The following is a 17,800-nucleotide window of genomic DNA, read 5'->3' as shown; positions in this document are numbered from 1 at the left end:
CTAGACCGACAAACACCTTAGCTAATACAAGAAAGGCCAAGCCCTAGATCTATTTCGTGAACCATAAGGACATCAATGTGAACCTAAGACAGTTGGAAGTCTTCTACGCCATTATGCAGACCGGAACCGTATCTGGGGCTGCGCGCAATCTGCATGTGTCGCAACCAAACGTGACCCGTATTCTGGCGCACTCCGAGCAACAGCTTGGGTTTGGTTTATTCGAACGAGTTAAAGGGCGATTGGTACCAACGGTTGAAGCGAAAACCTTGCTGCCAGAAGCGGAAAAGGTTTATCAGCAACTGGGTCAATTTCGTTCTTTGACCAACAAAGTCAAGCAAGGCCATCAGCATTTACGCATTGGCGCGCCACCTATTCTGGCGACTAAATTGCTGACTCCGGTTATCGCTCAAATGTCTCGCGAGCAAGAACTCTCTTTTGAGTTACTGACAGCCAACCGTGATGAGTTGTGTGAAGGTTTACTCAAGCATGAACTAGATATTGCGATTGCTTTTGGCGATGAAGCACCGCCTGCGATATTAAGTGAAACGCTATTAACTGAATCACTTAAGGTTTTGGTTCCTTCCAATACGGTTGATCAGTTACCTACTGAATTAACCCTTGATGATCTGATCAATTATCCGCTGCCAATCATCGGGCTTGATAGCCGTGATCCATTAGGCCTGCTGTTACATCAAAGCCTTATTGCGCGAGATGAGCATTACCACCATCCGATATCTGTACGTGGGTATAGCGCAGCGGCAGAACTGGTGAAGCACCAAGCAGGTTTTGCGATTGTTGATCCGTGGACGGCAGAGCAATATCAAAATGACGACTCGGTTTGTGTGTCGCCACTTCAACCAGACATCCAATTTTCGGTATCGATGCTTTGCGCAGAGCACACCCCTCAGTCGATTTCCGTTAAGCAATTTATCGCTTCATTGAAGAGCCATACTCACCCTATAACTTAAGGTTATAGGCTCGCCATAAATAGGTATTCGGCAGATATCTAATTCCTAATTAAAGTAAATCCATACAAGGACTTATTAATTAGGAATACTCATGTCGATCGCTCAACCTTATCTTCTTTTTCTTGGGGATGTTACTGACCCACTCGCTGCAAAAACAGCTCGTGGTATTCACCAATGGCGACCAGAGATCTGCCTGGGTCAATTGCGTTTAACGGGTGATACCGTTTCACTGGGCTTAACGGACATGACCTTGCAAGAGGCGCAAGCACAGGGTGCGAAGACGCTGGTGATTGGCACCGCAAATCCGGGTGGTGTAATTCCTGATTCTTGGCAGTCAACCATTATGGCCGCTGCAGAAATGGGATTTGAGATTGCATCTGGCATGCACCAACGATTGAGTGAATTTTCACCGCTTGCTGACATGCAGCAACAAGGATTGACTAAGCTTCATGATGTACGCCATTTTGACGGTGTTCTTAATGTTGGTAACGGTAAGCCTCGTCAAGGTAAGCGCCTGCTTACTGTCGGAACAGATTGCTCAGTCGGCAAAATGTTTTCAGCTTTAGCTATCGAAAAGTCGCTTAAAGAGTCAGGTACATCCGCTCAATTCAAAGCGACAGGGCAGACCGGTATCTTGATTGAAGGCAGCGGTATTTCGATTGATGCTGTGGTTGCGGATTTTATTTCTGGCGCAGTTGAAGCGATTAGCCCTGATTTTACCGACCACGATTGGGACATCATTGAAGGGCAGGGTTCTTTGTTCAACCCTTCTTTTGCAGGCGTGAGCTTGGGTTTGTTGCATGGCGCGCAAGCTGATGCCTTAGTGCTGTGTCATGAAGTTGGGCGACCACATATTCGCAACCTTCCTCATGCTCAATTACCAAGCATAGAACAGACCATTGAAGCTAACTTGCAAGCAGCGCGGTTGACCAATCCAGACGCGAAGCTGGTGGGTATCTGCTTGAACACGTCGGCGATTAGCATTGAAGAGGCTGAGACATTGTGCCAAGAATGGACCACACTCTATCAAGTGCCGGTGACAGATCCAGTGCGCTTTGGTGTACAACACATTACTGATCATTTGCGACATTCACTTTAACGACTTCATCATTTCTACGTTTCCATTTGTTAAAGCGAACATCAACCGAGTGAAATTATGAAGATTACAGCAGAACCCATTACTATCGCGATGCAAACGCCTTTTCGCATCTCTCGTGGCAGTCGTACTGAGTGTCACGTTGTTCGTGTTTACATTGAACATGATGGCAAACGAGCTCAGGGCGAATGCACGCCTTACCCACGATACGGCGAGTCATCGGAGTCTGTGTTAGCGCAAATTCAACAAGCGTCTAGCGCACTTGAAGCCATGTTTGAACGAGGTGTTACCGATCCGGCAGAGCTAAGAGATCATCTTCAGTCTTTATTGACCGGAGGGGCAGCGCGAAATGCGGTCGATTGTGCGCTTTGGGATTTTGAAGCGCAGCAGAATGACCAGATTTTCCCAAATAGCTTGTTTGAGTTGCCTGCTCAAATCGTGACTGCAATGACTGTATCGATTGGTGCGCCAGAAAGCATGGCGACTCAGGCTCGAGACTATGTCGCGAATGGTGCGAAACTTCTGAAAGTGAAGCTTGATGGCGAACAAGTGGTAGAGCGTGTTCGCGCGGTACGAGAAGCCGCGGCAGATGTTCAAATTGTATTGGATGCGAATGAAGCATGGACAGGATTGAATCTCGAAGAGTTGTTTAATCAACTAACTGAGTTTGATATTGCGATGATCGAACAGCCGTTACCCCAACAGCACGATGCCTCACTGGCGCACATCAAGCACCCGATACCACTGTGTGCTGATGAAAGTTGTCATACTACCTCACAGCTCTCATCGTTGTTGGGTAAGTATGAAATGGTCAACATCAAACTCGATAAAACGGGCGGCCTGACTGAAGCATTGGTACTTGCAAAAGAAGCCCAAAGGCTCGGGTTTACTCTGATGTCGGGTTGTATGCTTGGTACATCGCTGGCGATGCGTGCAGCTCTGCCTATTGCGGTTCAATCTGAAGTCGTCGACCTCGATGGCCCGGTATTACTTGGCCAAGATGTTTCTCCAGCTCTGACTTATCGAGATGGGATGATTATTCTTTAGCTCCTAACAAATTAGCTAGGAGTCTCTCCATACAAAAATCGCATAAGCGTTAACTTATGCGATTTTTTGTTTGTACCGTTTTACAGAGATAAGTAAACCATACTGCAACTGCTCACTTGCTTCATTGAGTGGGGTGTACTGAATTGCTAAATACAACGTGCCTAGAAAATACAGTGTTTAGCAAAATCGCCCGCTTCATTAGCCGTCCAGTCGCCTTTAGGCTTTTCTTTCATATCGGCACACCAAGCTTCACTGCCCACTTCTGTACAAGCCATTAGTTGAGTGGCAAGGAAAAGTATCAACGCGATTTTCTTCATAATAAACATTCCGTTGTAGTCTAAATTTCTGCTTATAACTGTATCAAATACCACAAGTGATTGTTATAGCTGCTAAGAACTTAAGGGCGTTAAAAATGATGTGGGGTTGAGCTGAATTCTAAAGGCGGTAAAGAAGGAAGGGGGGCTTGGCTGTAAGATCGAAAAAGCCAGCAACATGTGCTGGCTTTGAAATTCTTAATAAGTGTGTATTAGTTATTTCGCTATAACTACTTATCGATTTATACCAATTTCATCTCTTGGATGATGTCCGAAGCAATCTCTGGCTTCGTGCTTGTTGGTTTCTCGTGTAGGTCGGCTTTCAATTGTCCCTTACGGTTACTTAGGCCCGCTTCAAGTTTCTTAAGTGCTGCAGCGATAGCTGGGTACATAACGTCATCTGTAGCTTTTGCGTTTACTCGTACACCTTCGTAGTTAGTGAATACTTCAACCTGATGTTGACCGTGCTCTTTAGTAATGATGATGTCGCAGCTAATCAGTGATGGGAAATGGTTAGATATCTTCTCGAATTTACCTTCGATGTCTTTGCGTGACTCGTCGTTAATTGATACATGATGTGTTTGAACATTTATTTTCATAAATCATACCTTTCCAATGACTGTGTCATTTAAACGTAGCAAACATCGGATAGATTAACCAACTGAGAATTAGCACATGTGTGATTGACTTCAGTGTTATCAAATATTCTCTTGTTACTCCCTTGAAAGTCCGATGAACTGATCGCATATTATGTTTCGTGTTTTAAAGACATGTTCAAAAAAACTCCATCCTTGATAATTTGCGCTAACCTACAGCGAATTCCCAGTGAATCTCTCTTTATCGGTTTTATAATTCCGAACTTGTCACTCCATTGATTTTCTTTCCAGCCCACTCACTTTTTTCTTCTTTGATTAAAAACTCAGCTTAAGTTACTAATTTATAGACACTCAACTGCCCACTCCATATTGAAGTGAAACTCTCCAGCCGTGAGTTGGGACTCGGGTATGGTAATACGTGCTCGAATATCGACTTCTTTATTGGATGCCAGTTGATCGACAGGAAATTCGACGCCCTGACGCCAATAATTAATGTCTCCTTCATAGCGAACCGGGGTTTCGACTTTGAATCGCGCAAGTTCTGAAATGCGAGACTCATCAATAGAGCCTAGGTCAATATGTTGCAGTTTGAGCAATAATCGAGAATCTTTGCGATTGGACTCCAGCTTGAGCGTGATGGCTCTGCCATCGTATTCTCGACCAAAACTCATCTCACCTTGGTTATTGATCACTTCTAAACCGCAGCGTTCTCTCACATGCTTTTTAAAGCTTAATGTAGAGTGATTATTGGATGCCAATGTACAGCTGGATAAGCTGATTAAAGTGAACGCGACAATAAATCGTAGCATGTTAGTTCACCATAACGCGGACAATAAAGTCCGTGACCGCTTGTTCAGTAACAGCCACATTACTGATGGTTTGCTTATCTTTGAGAGATACCTGATAGCTTGAGCTCAGTACAATATCGGCATGATGATATTTGTATTCGACAATAAGATCGCACGTGACACGCTCAGTTTGCTTAATTTCGACGGTAGTCTCGGTGTAGTTAACGCGACTTTCGGTGTCGATTAACTCGATGCTCGACCAATCGATGTATTCAGAATTCGACAACGCATCAAAGATTCGGCGCTGGTGGTTGTCTGAGCCATCGACGCACATTTGATTGAAATGTTCGACTTCTTTCCTATCAAACCCGGTGCTCACGGCATAGGGCGCGATAAACAATATCGCCAAGAATAAAACTAGAGTTTTCATAGTGCCTCTGGGTCAGTAAGCCCTCATGATTAAAGGGCTTACCGTGGGAGAGATGATGGGTTAGTTACACTCAATCTTCCATTTTGTTTTTACTTCGTAATCATCACTAGCATCGAGATTGCTTTCATCAACCGCAACACGAGCGAAAAGATTCATATTGTTATCTTCACGAATTTGATCCCGAGTGATGTCTACACCCGATTCCCAACTAACTGCAGATTGGTCTAGCTCTGTTGTCCCCGTTGACTGGAAAAACACATCGCCTTTTTGAATTTGGCCGTTAAACGATTCGATTTTGATCTCTTCTGCTCGAACTTTGATTCCGTTTCTGTTGCTGACTAACTTTACAGTCGCGTGAGATTCATTGTAACTTTCGCCAAAAGCCAAGTCGGCTTGGTCTTCTGTTGCTTCTATCCCACATTGAGACTCGACAGATGCTGAGAATACAACATCACCTGTTTTGTCATCTTGATGGTCAGGTGGTATGGCAAACGCCGAACCAGTGGAAAATACAGACATGGCAGCTAGGCCAAGTAGTGGTTTTCTATTAAGCATTTTTACTCCGAAAAAGTGGTATTGCTTTGTTTCATCTTCAGCAGGCGATATTTCTCTGCTTCGATTTGTAATAGCTTTAGCTCATGTTCCGCTTGAGCTAGCTCTTCTAAACGTTCTCGCTCACGGAGCTCGAACTCGTAGAGTCGACGACAGTCAACTCGATCCTCACCACCAAATTGGAATGTCACAGCCGCGTATACGCCTGCCTCATCCTGATTTTGGTAGTAATAATTGTTGTAATAGCTGTCGCTATCTTCATTGCCGGTTGATCCATAGGTTCCGAACTGAACGGTTTTACCTGTGGAAATCGCTTGCTCACACGAAGCCCCTTCAGAGGTTCGAACTCGGTCGGTACCTGAAGGGTTAGACACACTCGGTATTGGGTTTGCCAATGCCGGGCTTGTCAGTGAAGCAATGGCCAATGAAGCGACAGCAAATAAAACGCTAAGTAATGCTTTGATTGTTCTACGCATAATTGATACCGCTTGAATGTCGTTAATACAGTTTGAATACCGTTAATACCGCTTGAATTTAAGGTTTGTGCATACTTCGTAGCTGTTCGGGGAATCCGTCACCATGCGCGTACAAATCTTCTTCTTGGTTATTTGAGCAGCTGGCGTCTTAACATTGATATCCAGCTCTATCTCTTGGTTTGCATCCAATTGGATCTTGTTTGGAAACTCTTTGTCATCAATTCGCAGGTAGTAATCCGCTTGTTTGGTGTAACGGTTTACCAATAAGAACCTGACCTGTGTTTTGTCGGAGTAGGTCTGAAATTCGGTATTTTTCCACTTGTGCACATTTGCGTTTGCTAAGGAACTGCTCAGCAGCAACGCGACAGCAATGATGTAAATAGCCTTCATGAGAACCTCAAAATGATGATCGAAGTCTCATTTTAGGTTTGTTCAACGATAGGACTTACCATTTTGCGCCACTGACATAAGGCTGACAGTACGGTAAAAATGACTAAGTTTTTTTAGGTTGGAACTGCCGAACAGCGAAACTAGGAGGGTAGAGCTAAGGAGAAAAGGGCAAAGTAACTATTTATGATTTCGTCACTCAATATCACAATTACCAATATAAGACGCTGTAGTTTATTGAGGTATTTGTTAGTACGGGATACTCTAACAGCCATCTTCTATTTGGATCCGTTATCATGAAAATGCCTGTTAAATTCGCTGCAATTGCAGCTTCCCTTTCTTTCGCTTTCAATGCCTTTGCTGCCCCAGTTGAATTTCAGAAGGTCCCTGAGATCATGCAGCAATTTGAAACGGCAGAACTGTACGTTAAGAAGTCGGTCACCTTAGGCCGTTTACCAGCTGAGTCTGAAATTGGCATTGATTTTCCTACTTATGTTTCGGATGGAAAGGGCGGTTACAGCCTAGAGACAAACAACGTAATGACAGATTCTGTTGTTATCGCAAGCATGCCGAAAGCGATTGTTGATGATGTTTTCAACCAATGGCTAGTACCTAAAGAGACGTGGATCAGCAGCTACGGTTCTTTGCCAACCTCGACCACTGAATTTAAGCCGTTTAAGCGTATTAAAACCATCAAAGCCATTAAGATTGATGCAGAAATGCTGGAGCTGTTAGGCAGTGAAGATGGCAACACGGCGATGATCAAAGTGAGCTGGGATGAGAAGGGAATGAAGGTCTATAAGGATGGCTACTTAGCGGATTATGAGTACGGGATTGCCCCTCATGAGATGCAAGAAAACTACGAATTAGCACCTAAGTAACTCGATTCGATTGCAGAAAAGCGCCTTGCTTATTAGTGGGCGCTTTTTTGTTGCTCACCAAAACATGACGAAACTCACACTTTTCTGACAATTCATGACTCGTTGTGCTAATATGCGCCGCTTGTCTTTGTAATTGATAAAAAACGCATTACCAAAACAGACTTTTCTGTTTACCTGCTTGTAATGACCTCATTCAGTTTAGCCTGACTTGGCTGAACATCTGCATTTTGCTCGGACGCAAAGAGAGTAGTACTCACTACTTCACTATGTACATTTGAGAGCACCATCTATCAAAGGCCTTTTTGAAACAGCCTAAATTAGCGCGAACTTAGTTCAGCGTGAAGGGTTTCGTTTTTCCAAAAATCCCTCTCGGCGGCTAAGTGAACCTTAGTTGCTGACAAATAAGGAGTCTATATGACGACTACGGTATCCACATCCGTACCTACATCTCAAGCTGGTAACACAGCGCCGACAGAGAAAGAAGTAAACCACCCGTTTCTATCTTTGGTTATCATGGTGATCGTTGCTGCAATCGCAACTTACTTCATCCCTGCTGGTGAATTCGAGCGAGTGGTCATGAATGGCCGCACGGTTATCGACCCAGACAGCTACACACAATTGACCAGCAACCCAACAACATTAGCCACTTTTTTCGAATCATTTTTTAAAGGCTTCAAATCCGCTTCTGGCGTGATGGGCGTTGTGGTATTTGTGGGTGGTGCTTTTGGCATTATCAAGCATATGGGTCTGTTAGACGCATCCGTAGTTGCGCTAACCACTAAGCTAAAGAAGCAGGGCTTGTACGTGATTGCACCTGTGATCATGACGGCGATCTTCTTCAACGTTACCTTCACCGGTATGCGTGAACTTGATGTCATCTTTATCTCTTTGATGATCCCGATCTGTATCAAGCTTGGCTATGACGCGATTACGGCACTTGGTGTTGTTTTACTGGCAAGTTGTGCCGGTTTCGCTGCCGCTTTGGCTAACCCATTCTTTACGGGTATCGCACACACTATTGCTGAACTGCCTATGTATTCGGGCATGTGGTACCGCTTTATTGTTGGTATGTTCATGTTGCTAACGGGTGCTTGGTATGTACTTAACTACGCACGTAAAGTTAAGCAAGACCCGACCAAAGGCTTGTTGCACGGTACGGGTTACCACTACGAATCTAACGTTGAAGCGAAAACACTGACCACACGTGAAAAGCTTGCGGGCATCGCGTTCTTGGGCGTGTTCGCGTACATGATCTTCGGCACGTTGACGATGGGTTTCGGCTTCACTGAGATTGCAGGTGCATTCGTGGCGATGGCGATCATTCCGGGTTTGGTGGCGGGTTTATCTCCCAACAAGATTTGTGAATACTGGACCAAAGGTGTTAGCGACGTATTGGTCGCGGTACTGATCATCTTTTTCGCTCGTTCAGTGTTGACCATTATGGAAGATGCGAAGATTGTTGATTCTATTATCTTCTATCTTGCACAGATCATTTCTGGTAGCTCTAAACTTGTGGCAGCAGCAGGGATCTACTTCTCGCAGGCTGCGATCAACCTGTTCATTCCGTCTGGCAGCGGCCAAGCGGTGATCACCATGCCAATCATTATTCCGTTGGCTGATATTGGTGAAGTGACTCGTCAAGTGGCGGCACTGGCTTCTCAATTGGGTGATGGTATCTCTAACTATATTTACCCAACCAATGGTGGCTTGTTGGCGGTATTGGCTATAGCAAAAGTACCTTACACCAAGTGGGTTCGTTTCTTCTTACCGCTGTTTTTGTTCTGGTCGGTGGGTGCTTTGGTTTCCGTTGTGATTGCTCAAATGATCGAGCTAGGGCCTTTCTAAGGTTCTGTTTAATCGAATGCATGGACAGTTAAGCTTAACTGAAGCCGTGTGAGTAAATAATAAGGCAGCGAATTCGCTGCCTTTTGTCGTTTAATAAGAAGCTACGCTAGAGGGAGTATCACTCTTCAAACTGATAAGAAGAGGGCACCACAATCACGCCTTGTTTTGATATGTGGAAGCGTTTCGCATCGGCAAGGCTATCAACACCGATCTGGGTTCCATCTGGTACTTTAACGTTCTTATCGATGATGCAGTTTTGTATGTGGCAATTTTTTCCAATCTCAACATCTTCAAACAGAATACTATCAATCACAATCGCGGCATTACTGACTTTCACTTTAGGGAAGAAGATAGAGTTTTGCGCCGAACCACCTTCAATCACTACCCCATTCGCGATCATCGAGTTGATGAATATCCCTTGGTTCCCCTCTACAGAAGCGATGGTTCGCGCTGGTGGCAGTTGTTGGTCATAGGTGCGAATCGCCCAATCCGGTTGGTATAAATCGATAGGAGAGGCTGGCTTTAACAAGTCCATGTTGGACTGGTAATAAGAGTCGATAGTACCCACATCTCTCCAGTACGCATCTTGGGTCACTCGGCCTTCTTCATCACCAAACTTATACGCGTAAACGCTGTTGTTGCCGACCAACTTAGGAATAATGTCTTTACCAAAATCGTGGCTTGAGTTCGGATCTTCGGCGTCCGCCAGTAGCGCTTGTGTTAGTACCTCTTTATCAAAGACGTAAATACCCATTGAAGCCATGCTTCGAGTTGGCCTACCAGGTACACATGCAGGGTAACGTGGCTTCTCGGTAAAGTTATTGATCTCTAGAGATTCATCTATCTCCATCACACCAAACTCTTTGGCTTCGTCAATCGAAACCTCCATGCACGCCACGGTTAGGTCGGCCTCGTTCTTTTTGTGCTGCTTAAGCATTGGCGCGTAATCCATGCGATAGATATGGTCACCGGATAACACCACCACATGCTTGGCTTCACTACGAGAAAGCAGATACAAGTTTTGATAAATCGCATCGGCAGTACCGCTGTACCAGCTATCACCGGTTCGCATTTGTGGGGGAACATTGGTGATGTATTCGCCGAGCTCGGGGTTAAGCACCGACCAACCATCTCTCAAATGTTTTTGCAAAGAGTGAGACTTGTACTGAGTCAGCACCAAAATTTGGCGTAGCCCGGAGTGCAAGCAGTTCGCGAGAGTGAAATCGATGATTCGATATTTGCCACCAAAGGGTACCGCAGGTTTTGCACGGTTATCAGTGAGAGGGGAAAGCCGAGAGCCAACACCGCCGGCCAGAACGATTGTTAGAGTGTCTTGCATGATCAGAACCTCAATGTATTTATGATTATGAACATAGACTTGCAAGCACTAAGCCAAATGTAACTCATTGAATATTATACGAGGCGAGATTGATTCTTGTTGCTCTGCACCAAAATGAAGCGTTCGAGATATTGGCTTGCTCTATTTTGATCCGAAGAGTTACGGGCAAAGTGACGGATTGAATTAACAAAATGACGCACGGAAAAGTTGCATTACAAAACTGTCAATAAAATGAAGGAATAAAGTGATCGGGTCGATATAAATTTACACAAATAATCACAACTTTTCACAAATTGATTTCCATCAATAAAGTAGGGTTATTCTATGCTACCTTGCACGCAAAATAAGAAATGATTACTCATTCACCAATAAAGATTAAGCCCCCAAAAGGAAATTATAATGAAAAAAACAGTATGTGGTATTGCGGTTATTGCGGCTCTTATGTCAACCAACGTTCTTGCTCATAAAGAAGGTGATTTCATCATCCGTGCAGGTGCAGCAACAGTTTCTCCAAACGATAGCAGTGGTGCGGTTCTAGACAACTCAGACCTTGAGTTTTCAGTAGATTCAGATACTCAACTTGGCCTGACTTTTGGCTACATGTTTACTGACAACATCAGTTTTGAAGTACTTGCAGCGAGCCCATTCTCACACAATATTTCTGTTAATGGCTTAGGTAAAGTTGCTGACACTAAACACCTTCCGCCAACGTTTATGGTTCAATACTACTTCGGCCAAGCGAACAGCGACTTCCGTCCTTATGTGGGTGCGGGTATCAACTACACGGTATTTTTCGATGAAAGTTTGAATGGCACGGGTAAAAGTGCAGGCTTAAGTGACCTATCTCTTGACGATTCTTGGGGCTTGGCGGCTAACATCGGTATTGATTACATGATCAATGAAGATTGGTTCTTAAATGCGTCAGTTTGGTATGCAGATATTGGTACAACAGCTAAGTACAAACAAACAGTGGGTGGAACAACAACACAATACTCAACAGATGTTGATATCGACCCATGGGTATTCATGATCGGTGGTGGTTACAACTTCTAATCTCCCTATTCAGTTTACTAAAGGCGCTCAAGCATCAGCCAGCTTGGGCGCTTTTTTTTGCTTACTTGTTAATAGAGTGCTCGCCTTAACTCTCTGTTGTTATGAGTGAAAGAAACCTATTGTCATCATTTATTGTTAATAAAAGAGAAAGATAAGTGTCATCAAAGTCTTCTATGATCGCGATTCAAATCATGGAGGATATATGAATCGTAAATTTAATAAGCTGACACTATTACTGCCTATCGCGGTAAGTTCTGCTCTAGTAGGCTGTTCTCAATCAACATCACCAACGACAGCTACGCCATCTCAAACGTCACTTGATGCTTTTAGCCTTCAATGTCAATCCATCGAACAGCCAAGCGCTTCCAATACTGAGGTAACGGGAATCAGCCTAGTTGGCCGTGCTATTGCTGACGCCCCGTTTGATACTTCTGCAGCCGAAATCGTCAGCTACGATTCATGTACCGACAAGCTTTATGTGGTTAACGCTCAAGCTCAGAAGGTTGATGTGTTATCAATGAACTCGGCTAGCGAACCAACCTCTTCGGGTTCTATTGATCTTCAATCAGCGGCTGCAGCTTCTGGTATTGATATTGGTGCAGCGAACAGTGTGTCGACTCATCAAGGGTTAGTGGCCGTCGCGATTGAAAATGCCGACAAGCAAAAAAACGGCATCATTGCACTTTATCGTTCAGACACATTAGAGCTGATCACTACTTATACGGCTGGTGCACTACCGGACATGGTGAGCTTCTCGAAAGATGGTCGCTACATTGCCTCTGCAAATGAAGGTGAGCCGAATGCGGATTACAGCATTGATCCTGAAGGTACAGTAACGCTGGTTGATTTAACCAATGGTCCGTTGCAAGCGACAGTCACTCAAATTGATTTCAAGGCATTTAATCAAGGTCAGCCTCGTCATGCAGAGCTGAGCGACAAGGTTCGAATCTCTGCGCCGAATGCAACCGTTGCTCAAGATCTTGAACCGGAATACCTAACGTTTGCTGATAACGGAAAGCTCTACGTAGCCCTGCAAGAAAACAACGCGTTGGCCGCGATTGATGTGGCGAGTGCACAAGTGGATGCGATTCTTGGACTAGGCGGAAAGCTTTGGGATAACGCTAAGCTAGATGCGTCAAACAAAGACAAAAATATCGGTAATCTACAAAGCTACGCAATGTTAGAAGGCCTTTACATGCCAGATAGCATCACTAGCTACAGTGTTGAGGGCAACACCTACATTGTGACTGCGAACGAAGGTGATGGTCGTGAGTATGGCATCAAGACCACGCAAGAAATGTGTGATGAGAAAGGTTTTGAGTGGGACGGTGACGATTATCAAGGCACCGAAAACTACACTACAGAAAAAGACTTTTGTATTGCTTATGTCGATGAAGTACGCGGCAAGAAGTTAGATGTTGACGCTAACCACCCATTGGCTGGAGCGTTGAAAGACAACAAGCAACTTGCACGTCTTAAAGTGATTAAGCCACAAGGGACACTCGCTGCTGACCAAAAGGTTCAAGCATTCGGCAGCCGTTCTTTCTCTATCTGGGATGAGTCAGGCGAATTAGTGTTTGATAGCGGCGATGATTTCGCTCGAATCGTACTTGAGCAAGATCCTGCAAACTTCAACAGCACCAATGATAACAACCAAAGTGGTGACGATCGCAGTGATGATAAAGGGGTAGAACCTGAGGCTATCGAAGTGGCTGAGATTAACGGTAAGTACTATGCCTTTATTGGTCTTGAGCGCCAAGGTGGCATCATGGTTTACGACGTAACACAGCCTAAAAACGCAACTTTCATCAGCTACTTGAACAACCGAGATTTTACACAACCAGTGTGCACTAAGGTTGATGAAGACGGTGATTGCGACAACGATACTTACAACTCGAAAGCGGGGGATTTAGGCCCTGAATCAATCAAGTATTTCACACGTTCAGGTAACCACTTTATCGCTGTCGGCAATGAAGTAAGTGGTAGCACATCAGTTTACCGCGTTGAGTTTTAATCAAGCTTATTATTAGCAATTAGCTCGAATCAAAACAAAGGCGCCACGACTTGTTAAGTAGTGGCGCTTTTTAGTTCATCGCTTATTTAGTAGCGATAGCAAAGACCTATGGCTGTTGCTTAGTTGGTGCTAGAGCAATCTCACGGATACATACGTTCTGTGGTTGTTGGTAAGCGAATGATACAGCGCGAGCAATGTCGTCAGCTGCCAATACGCCGCCCATGTCTTCTTTCCAAGAATCGTAACCGTCTTTGATCTCTTGAGATGTTGTGTGAGACAGAAGTTCTGTTTCTACAGCACCCGGTGCGATAGTGGTAACACGAACATTTGAAGCCGCCACTTCTTCACGAACGTTCTCAGAAATAGCGTGTACCGCGAACTTAGTACCACAGTAAGCTGCGTGGCTTGGGAATGTTTTCTTACCCGCGATAGAGCTGATGTTGATGATAGTACCTGTGTTGCGTTCCATCATCGGAGCAAGTACAGACTGCATGCCGTTTAGAAGACCAATCACGTTCACATCGAACATTGTCTTCCACTCTTGTGCGTCTTGAGTATCGATTTGACCAAGAAGCATTGCACCAGCGTTGTTGATAAGCGCATCTACAGGGCCGAATTTCTCTTCACCTTGTGCGATTGCTGCATCAAAAGATGCTTTGTCTGTTACGTCTACTTTTACTGACAGTGAGTTTGGTAGGTTCAGCGCTTCAAGGCGGTCAATACGACGAGCTAAAAGTAGCAGAGGGTGACCTTCATCGCTTAGACGACGAGCGATTGCTTCACCAATGCCAGAGCTTGCACCTGTAATTACGATTAGTTTTTTCATTTTGTTTCCTCTGTACTTTTATTGCGTCGGTTGGCTACGACGTATTGTTTAAGTGCATTCGAATCAAGTGCTTGTTGCCTTGCTTCGTTGCGATGGAGGTATATTAAGGAAAATAGCATTGTTGATATATAGCGCTTTACTTGAAACACTGTTGCTGTGGTGCAACAATAAAGCGTGTATCTCATAACCTCACTAGTAAGCTGGCGGCCATGCTCAATCAAATTAACCTGTCTGATATTCGTTCTTTCGTGCTGATCGCTCGTTTAGGTAACTTCACTAAAGCGGCGGAGGAGCTTGATGTGTCTCGCTCCCACGTGTCACGCCAAGTGAGTAGTTTAGAAAAGCAGATGGGCGTGACGCTGTTTATCCGCACCACACGAACCTTGAGGCTGACTCACGCAGGGCAAGATCTTTACGCGAGATGCGAACAAGCCTTAGATAATATAGACCAAGCCTTGATTGCTGCTGTGGACGATGTCGAAGAAGTGCGCGGCGACATAAAAGTAAACTGTGTTGGCGGTTATTTGGGTGAGGTGATCATCGCTGATCTGGTCAATGAGTTCATGCAGCTCTACCCAGACATCAGCATTAGCCTTGATTTCAGTAGCAACCGAGTGGATCTGATTGAAGATGCTTTCGATATCGCTTTTCGCATGGGAAGCTTAGAAGACGCGGGCTTTATCGCAAGGAAGCTATTGGACATTGAGATGGGAACACTGGCGAGCCCTGAGTATTTCGTTCGTAAAGGAAAACCTAATCACCCTAAGGATCTTATCCATCATGATTGCTTAACAGGCTCGGTGCGTAAGTGGAGCTTTCAAGCGTTGGACGACACCAAGAAAACGGTCGATGTGCATGTGACGGGCAGGCTGCAATGTAAAAATGGCCGAGTGTTGGTGCAGGGTGCGAAGTCGGGTAACGGGATTATTCGAGTTCCCACTATCTATTGCTTACAAGAACTCAATGACGGACAACTAGAGCAGGTGTTTGATGAGTGGGTAGTACCTAAAGTGGACTTTTCAGCGATCTACCATCGAGACCGCTATCAACCAAGTCGAATTCGAACCTTCATTGATTTCGTAAAAGGTCGCTTTGAGCAAATGCCAGTGAGTTAAACGTGCTTGCTGTGTCTGCTATTCGTTTGACTGGTTTGGGCTTACATCTCGTCGATTTCGTTTTGTAGGCTTTCCAGCTGATCCAGAATCAGTAAAAACTTCTCACCAAAGGGTGTCACTTGATACTCAACTCTTGGTGGGAGTTCGTTGAACATTTGCTTATATAGAATCCCGAACTCCACATTTCGCTTCAAACATTCATTCAGTACCTTGGTCGATAATCCTTCGACCGAGCGCACCATTTCACCGGGGCGATTAATGCCACTTGCCAGTAATTGGTAAACCGTTAGCGACCATTTACAGCCGTAGATGGTTTCGACCATACGAGCGGAACGCTCTGGTGCTGATTTTCTTGAAAAAAAGTTTTCCTGATTTTTCATAAAGATGTACCAATAAGTACCTACCTAACCGATTTGTACTTACTATTCATAGTGTTAGTTCAAAGCCTAAGATTACCACGTTCACATGACTTAGGAGATAACAAAATGAACTTCACTAAAAATGGTATTGCAGTAGTAATCGGTGGCACAAGCGGCATGGGCTTTGAAACAGCGAAGCAGTTAGTCGCTCAAAACATCCATGTGTTGGTTGTCGGCAATAACCCAACTAAGTTAGATAAAGCGGTGTCAGAACTTCAATCATTAGGCCACGCTTCTGGTTGGCAAGCTAACCTTTATGATGATGTAAGTGTATCGAATCTTATCGCGCATCTAGAGTCTATCGAAGAGGGTATTGGTTACCTTGTTAATGCGGCTGGCTACTTCAACCCTAAAGCGTTTATTGAGCACCAAGAATCTGATTACGACCAATACATGCAGCTTAATAAAGCGACTTTCTTCATCACTCAAGCGATTAGCAAGTTGATGATCAAGAACGGCGGCGGCAGTGTGGTTAACGTTGGTTCTATGTGGGGTAAGCAAGCAATCAAAGCGACACCATCGTCTGCGTACTCAATGGCAAAAGCTGGCTTGCACGCATTAACACAGCACATGGCGATGGAACTGGCGGACCACAACATTCGCGTGAATGCGGTTTCTCCAGCAGTAGTTAAAACACCGATTTACGAATCTTTCATTAAGCCGGAAGAAGTAGATCAAGCGCTAGAAGGCTTCAACGCATTCCACCCTATTGGTCGCGTAGGTTTGCCGAAAGACATCGCAAACAGCATCTCTTTCTTACTATCAGATAGTGCCGATTGGGTAACAGGCGCAATTTGGGATGTTGATGGTGGTGTAATCGCTGGTCGCAATTAATCAGGATTCTCTTTAGGTGGCTGTCGCGTAGGTAAATAGCAACGAGATGGCCTCCTTGATGAGTATTCGCGTAGAATAGAAGCTAGAAAGACAATAATAATTAAAACGATAACAAGAGTAAGGTCGCCACTATGTTCAACATGGACTTTTCAAAGAGACTGGTTATAGAAACCGAACCACTAGATTGGGTCGGGAGCCCTGCCAAAGGGGTATGGCGCAAGCCGTTAGAAAGAGAAGAGAAAGAATCAGGTCACACGACCAGTGTGGTGAAGTACGATCCTGAATCTTCGTTTTCTGAGCACCCGCATCCACAAGGTGAAGAGATCTTCGTTTTAGAGGGTGTCTTTTCCGATGAAACCGGAGATTTCCCAGCGGGCACTTATATCCGTAATCCGCCGGGCAGCGCGCACTCGCCATCGAGTAAAGACGGCTGCACGATCTTGGTTAAGCTTAATCAGTTTGATGCGAGAGACTTAACTCAAGTCCGTATTAATACACTAGAAACAGAATGGCTTACGGGCATTGGTGGCTTACAAGTCATGCCACTGCACGAGTTTGAGCACGAACATGTCGCTTTAGTGAAGTGGCCTGTCGGAGAACGCTTTCAGCCACATCGTCACTTTGGTGGTGAAGAGATCTTTGTATTGTCTGGAACTTTCAAAGATGAACACGGCGAGTACCCGAAACACACATGGATGCGCAGCCCTCACATGAGTGAGCATTTCCCTTATGTGGAAGAAGAGACAGTCATCCTAGTGAAAACAGGTCACTTGCCATTGGATTAAAGGAATGCTCAATATAAAGATGAGAAAGCCGCATT

Annotated in this window: 20 protein-coding genes; 10 read left to right on the top strand and 10 right to left on the bottom strand. The window is 44.8% G+C overall.

Features of this window, described 5'->3' with window-relative positions; translation table 11 throughout:
- The first annotated feature begins 77 nt into the window (after positions 1-77).
- From MSG38_RS07705 to dgcA, 3 genes are all read left to right on the top strand, one after another.
- Positions 78-968, top strand: coding sequence for a LysR family transcriptional regulator (locus tag MSG38_RS07705; protein WP_248401522.1), 891 nt, complete (start codon positions 78-80; stop codon positions 966-968).
- Positions 969-1,059: 91 nt separating this feature from the next.
- Entirely contained in the window at positions 1,060-2,067 is a 1,008-nt protein-coding gene (gene dgcN / locus MSG38_RS07700; RefSeq protein ID WP_248401520.1) for an N-acetyltransferase DgcN, read from the top strand.
- Between the two features lie 57 nt (positions 2,068-2,124).
- Positions 2,125-3,111, top strand: a complete 987-nt coding sequence (gene dgcA, locus MSG38_RS07695; RefSeq protein ID WP_248401518.1) for an N-acetyl-D-Glu racemase DgcA — start codon at positions 2,125-2,127, stop codon at positions 3,109-3,111.
- Between the two features lie 161 nt (positions 3,112-3,272).
- Here dgcA and MSG38_RS07690 read toward each other — a convergent pair whose 3' ends face one another.
- The 7 genes from MSG38_RS07690 to MSG38_RS07660 form a co-directional block, all read right to left on the bottom strand.
- Positions 3,273-3,428: a DUF3012 domain-containing protein gene (locus tag MSG38_RS07690; protein WP_017061679.1), complete on the bottom strand. Its 156-nt coding sequence runs from the start codon at positions 3,426-3,428 to the stop codon at positions 3,273-3,275.
- A 239-nt stretch (positions 3,429-3,667) separates the two neighbouring features.
- Complete coding sequence (raiA, locus tag MSG38_RS07685) at positions 3,668-4,024, bottom strand: ribosome-associated translation inhibitor RaiA (RefSeq protein WP_052880378.1); 357 nt, start codon at positions 4,022-4,024, stop codon at positions 3,668-3,670.
- A 338-nt stretch (positions 4,025-4,362) separates the two neighbouring features.
- A complete protein-coding gene (locus tag MSG38_RS07680; RefSeq protein ID WP_248401516.1) occupies positions 4,363-4,830 on the bottom strand; it encodes a hypothetical protein in 468 nt (155 codons plus the stop codon).
- 1 nt (position 4,831) lies between these two features.
- Positions 4,832-5,239 (bottom strand): hypothetical protein, encoded by a 408-nt coding sequence (locus MSG38_RS07675; protein ID WP_048611636.1) that lies wholly within the window; start codon positions 5,237-5,239, stop codon positions 4,832-4,834.
- Between the two features lie 60 nt (positions 5,240-5,299).
- Positions 5,300-5,794, bottom strand: coding sequence for a hypothetical protein (locus MSG38_RS07670; RefSeq protein WP_048613835.1), 495 nt, complete (start codon positions 5,792-5,794; stop codon positions 5,300-5,302).
- A gap of 2 nt (positions 5,795-5,796) precedes the next feature.
- Positions 5,797-6,267, bottom strand: coding sequence for a hypothetical protein (locus MSG38_RS07665; RefSeq protein ID WP_048611633.1), 471 nt, complete (start codon positions 6,265-6,267; stop codon positions 5,797-5,799).
- Between the two features lie 42 nt (positions 6,268-6,309).
- Positions 6,310-6,657: a hypothetical protein gene (locus tag MSG38_RS07660; protein ID WP_248401514.1), complete on the bottom strand. Its 348-nt coding sequence runs from the start codon at positions 6,655-6,657 to the stop codon at positions 6,310-6,312.
- Positions 6,658-6,950: 293 nt separating this feature from the next.
- On the opposite strand from MSG38_RS07660, the gene MSG38_RS07655 reads away from it, so the two are divergent.
- Both MSG38_RS07655 and MSG38_RS07650 read left to right on the top strand, forming a co-directional pair.
- Entirely contained in the window at positions 6,951-7,535 is a 585-nt protein-coding gene (locus MSG38_RS07655; protein WP_248401512.1) for a hypothetical protein, read from the top strand.
- A gap of 414 nt (positions 7,536-7,949) precedes the next feature.
- The gene (locus MSG38_RS07650; RefSeq protein ID WP_248401511.1) at positions 7,950-9,380 is read left to right on the top strand and encodes a Na+/H+ antiporter NhaC family protein; all 1,431 of its coding nucleotides are present in this window, start codon (positions 7,950-7,952) and stop codon (positions 9,378-9,380) included.
- A 118-nt stretch (positions 9,381-9,498) separates the two neighbouring features.
- Here the strand turns inward: MSG38_RS07650 and glgC are convergent, their stop codons facing one another.
- Positions 9,499-10,719, bottom strand: a complete 1,221-nt coding sequence (glgC, locus tag MSG38_RS07645) for a glucose-1-phosphate adenylyltransferase (RefSeq protein WP_050620051.1) — start codon at positions 10,717-10,719, stop codon at positions 9,499-9,501.
- 399 nt (positions 10,720-11,118) lie between these two features.
- Between glgC and ompW the strand changes: the two genes are divergently transcribed.
- Both ompW and MSG38_RS07635 read left to right on the top strand, forming a co-directional pair.
- Positions 11,119-11,772: an outer membrane protein OmpW gene (gene ompW, locus MSG38_RS07640; protein ID WP_248401509.1), complete on the top strand. Its 654-nt coding sequence runs from the start codon at positions 11,119-11,121 to the stop codon at positions 11,770-11,772.
- A 202-nt stretch (positions 11,773-11,974) separates the two neighbouring features.
- Positions 11,975-13,786 (top strand): choice-of-anchor I family protein, encoded by a 1,812-nt coding sequence (locus MSG38_RS07635; protein WP_248401507.1) that lies wholly within the window; start codon positions 11,975-11,977, stop codon positions 13,784-13,786.
- Between the two features lie 106 nt (positions 13,787-13,892).
- Here the strand turns inward: MSG38_RS07635 and MSG38_RS07630 are convergent, their stop codons facing one another.
- Complete coding sequence (locus MSG38_RS07630) at positions 13,893-14,612, bottom strand: SDR family oxidoreductase (RefSeq protein ID WP_008216572.1); 720 nt, start codon at positions 14,610-14,612, stop codon at positions 13,893-13,895.
- Positions 14,613-14,821: 209 nt separating this feature from the next.
- Here MSG38_RS07630 and MSG38_RS07625 point away from each other — a divergent pair, with 209 nt between their 5' ends.
- Positions 14,822-15,727, top strand: a complete 906-nt coding sequence (locus MSG38_RS07625; RefSeq protein ID WP_102398150.1) for a LysR family transcriptional regulator — start codon at positions 14,822-14,824, stop codon at positions 15,725-15,727.
- A gap of 41 nt (positions 15,728-15,768) precedes the next feature.
- On the opposite strand, the gene MSG38_RS07620 is transcribed toward MSG38_RS07625, so the two are convergent.
- Positions 15,769-16,107: a helix-turn-helix domain-containing protein gene (locus tag MSG38_RS07620; RefSeq protein ID WP_248401505.1), complete on the bottom strand. Its 339-nt coding sequence runs from the start codon at positions 16,105-16,107 to the stop codon at positions 15,769-15,771.
- A 105-nt stretch (positions 16,108-16,212) separates the two neighbouring features.
- On the opposite strand from MSG38_RS07620, the gene MSG38_RS07615 reads away from it, so the two are divergent.
- A complete protein-coding gene (locus MSG38_RS07615; RefSeq protein ID WP_248401504.1) occupies positions 16,213-16,980 on the top strand; it encodes an SDR family oxidoreductase in 768 nt (255 codons plus the stop codon).
- Between the two features lie 131 nt (positions 16,981-17,111).
- Positions 17,112-17,765 carry a cupin domain-containing protein gene (locus MSG38_RS07610; RefSeq protein ID WP_248401502.1) on the top strand — a complete coding sequence of 218 codons (654 nt, stop codon included), beginning with the start codon at positions 17,112-17,114 and terminating at the stop codon, positions 17,763-17,765.
- Positions 17,766-17,800: the final 35 nt, after the last annotated feature.

Source organism: Vibrio sp. 1CM24A (assembly GCF_023161725.1).
In the GTDB taxonomy this organism is placed as follows: Bacteria; Pseudomonadota; Gammaproteobacteria; order Enterobacterales; family Vibrionaceae; genus Vibrio; species Vibrio coralliirubri.
The sequence above is the reverse complement of the archived record's forward strand: the minus strand, read 5'-3'. Positions and strand labels throughout refer to the sequence as shown.

Coding starts and splice junctions, on each gene's coding strand:
- raiA (WP_052880378.1), bottom strand. CDS start 4,024: ATGAAAATAAATGTTCAAACACATCATGTATCAATTAACGACGAGTCA.
- MSG38_RS07665 (WP_048611633.1), bottom strand. CDS start 6,267: ATGCGTAGAACAATCAAAGCATTACTTAGCGTTTTATTTGCTGTCGCT.
- MSG38_RS07610 (WP_248401502.1), top strand. CDS start 17,112: ATGTTCAACATGGACTTTTCAAAGAGACTGGTTATAGAAACCGAACCA.
- ompW (WP_248401509.1), top strand. CDS start 11,119: ATGAAAAAAACAGTATGTGGTATTGCGGTTATTGCGGCTCTTATGTCA.
- dgcN (WP_248401520.1), top strand. CDS start 1,060: ATGTCGATCGCTCAACCTTATCTTCTTTTTCTTGGGGATGTTACTGAC.
- MSG38_RS07635 (WP_248401507.1), top strand. CDS start 11,975: ATGAATCGTAAATTTAATAAGCTGACACTATTACTGCCTATCGCGGTA.
- dgcA (WP_248401518.1), top strand. CDS start 2,125: ATGAAGATTACAGCAGAACCCATTACTATCGCGATGCAAACGCCTTTT.
- MSG38_RS07655 (WP_248401512.1), top strand. CDS start 6,951: ATGAAAATGCCTGTTAAATTCGCTGCAATTGCAGCTTCCCTTTCTTTC.
- MSG38_RS07690 (WP_017061679.1), bottom strand. CDS start 3,428: ATGAAGAAAATCGCGTTGATACTTTTCCTTGCCACTCAACTAATGGCT.
- MSG38_RS07620 (WP_248401505.1), bottom strand. CDS start 16,107: ATGAAAAATCAGGAAAACTTTTTTTCAAGAAAATCAGCACCAGAGCGT.
- glgC (WP_050620051.1), bottom strand. CDS start 10,719: ATGCAAGACACTCTAACAATCGTTCTGGCCGGCGGTGTTGGCTCTCGG.
- MSG38_RS07680 (WP_248401516.1), bottom strand. CDS start 4,830: ATGCTACGATTTATTGTCGCGTTCACTTTAATCAGCTTATCCAGCTGT.
- MSG38_RS07670 (WP_048613835.1), bottom strand. CDS start 5,794: ATGCTTAATAGAAAACCACTACTTGGCCTAGCTGCCATGTCTGTATTT.
- MSG38_RS07650 (WP_248401511.1), top strand. CDS start 7,950: ATGACGACTACGGTATCCACATCCGTACCTACATCTCAAGCTGGTAAC.
- MSG38_RS07625 (WP_102398150.1), top strand. CDS start 14,822: ATGCTCAATCAAATTAACCTGTCTGATATTCGTTCTTTCGTGCTGATC.
- MSG38_RS07630 (WP_008216572.1), bottom strand. CDS start 14,612: ATGAAAAAACTAATCGTAATTACAGGTGCAAGCTCTGGCATTGGTGAA.
- MSG38_RS07675 (WP_048611636.1), bottom strand. CDS start 5,239: ATGAAAACTCTAGTTTTATTCTTGGCGATATTGTTTATCGCGCCCTAT.
- MSG38_RS07615 (WP_248401504.1), top strand. CDS start 16,213: ATGAACTTCACTAAAAATGGTATTGCAGTAGTAATCGGTGGCACAAGC.
- MSG38_RS07660 (WP_248401514.1), bottom strand. CDS start 6,657: ATGAAGGCTATTTACATCATTGCTGTCGCGTTGCTGCTGAGCAGTTCC.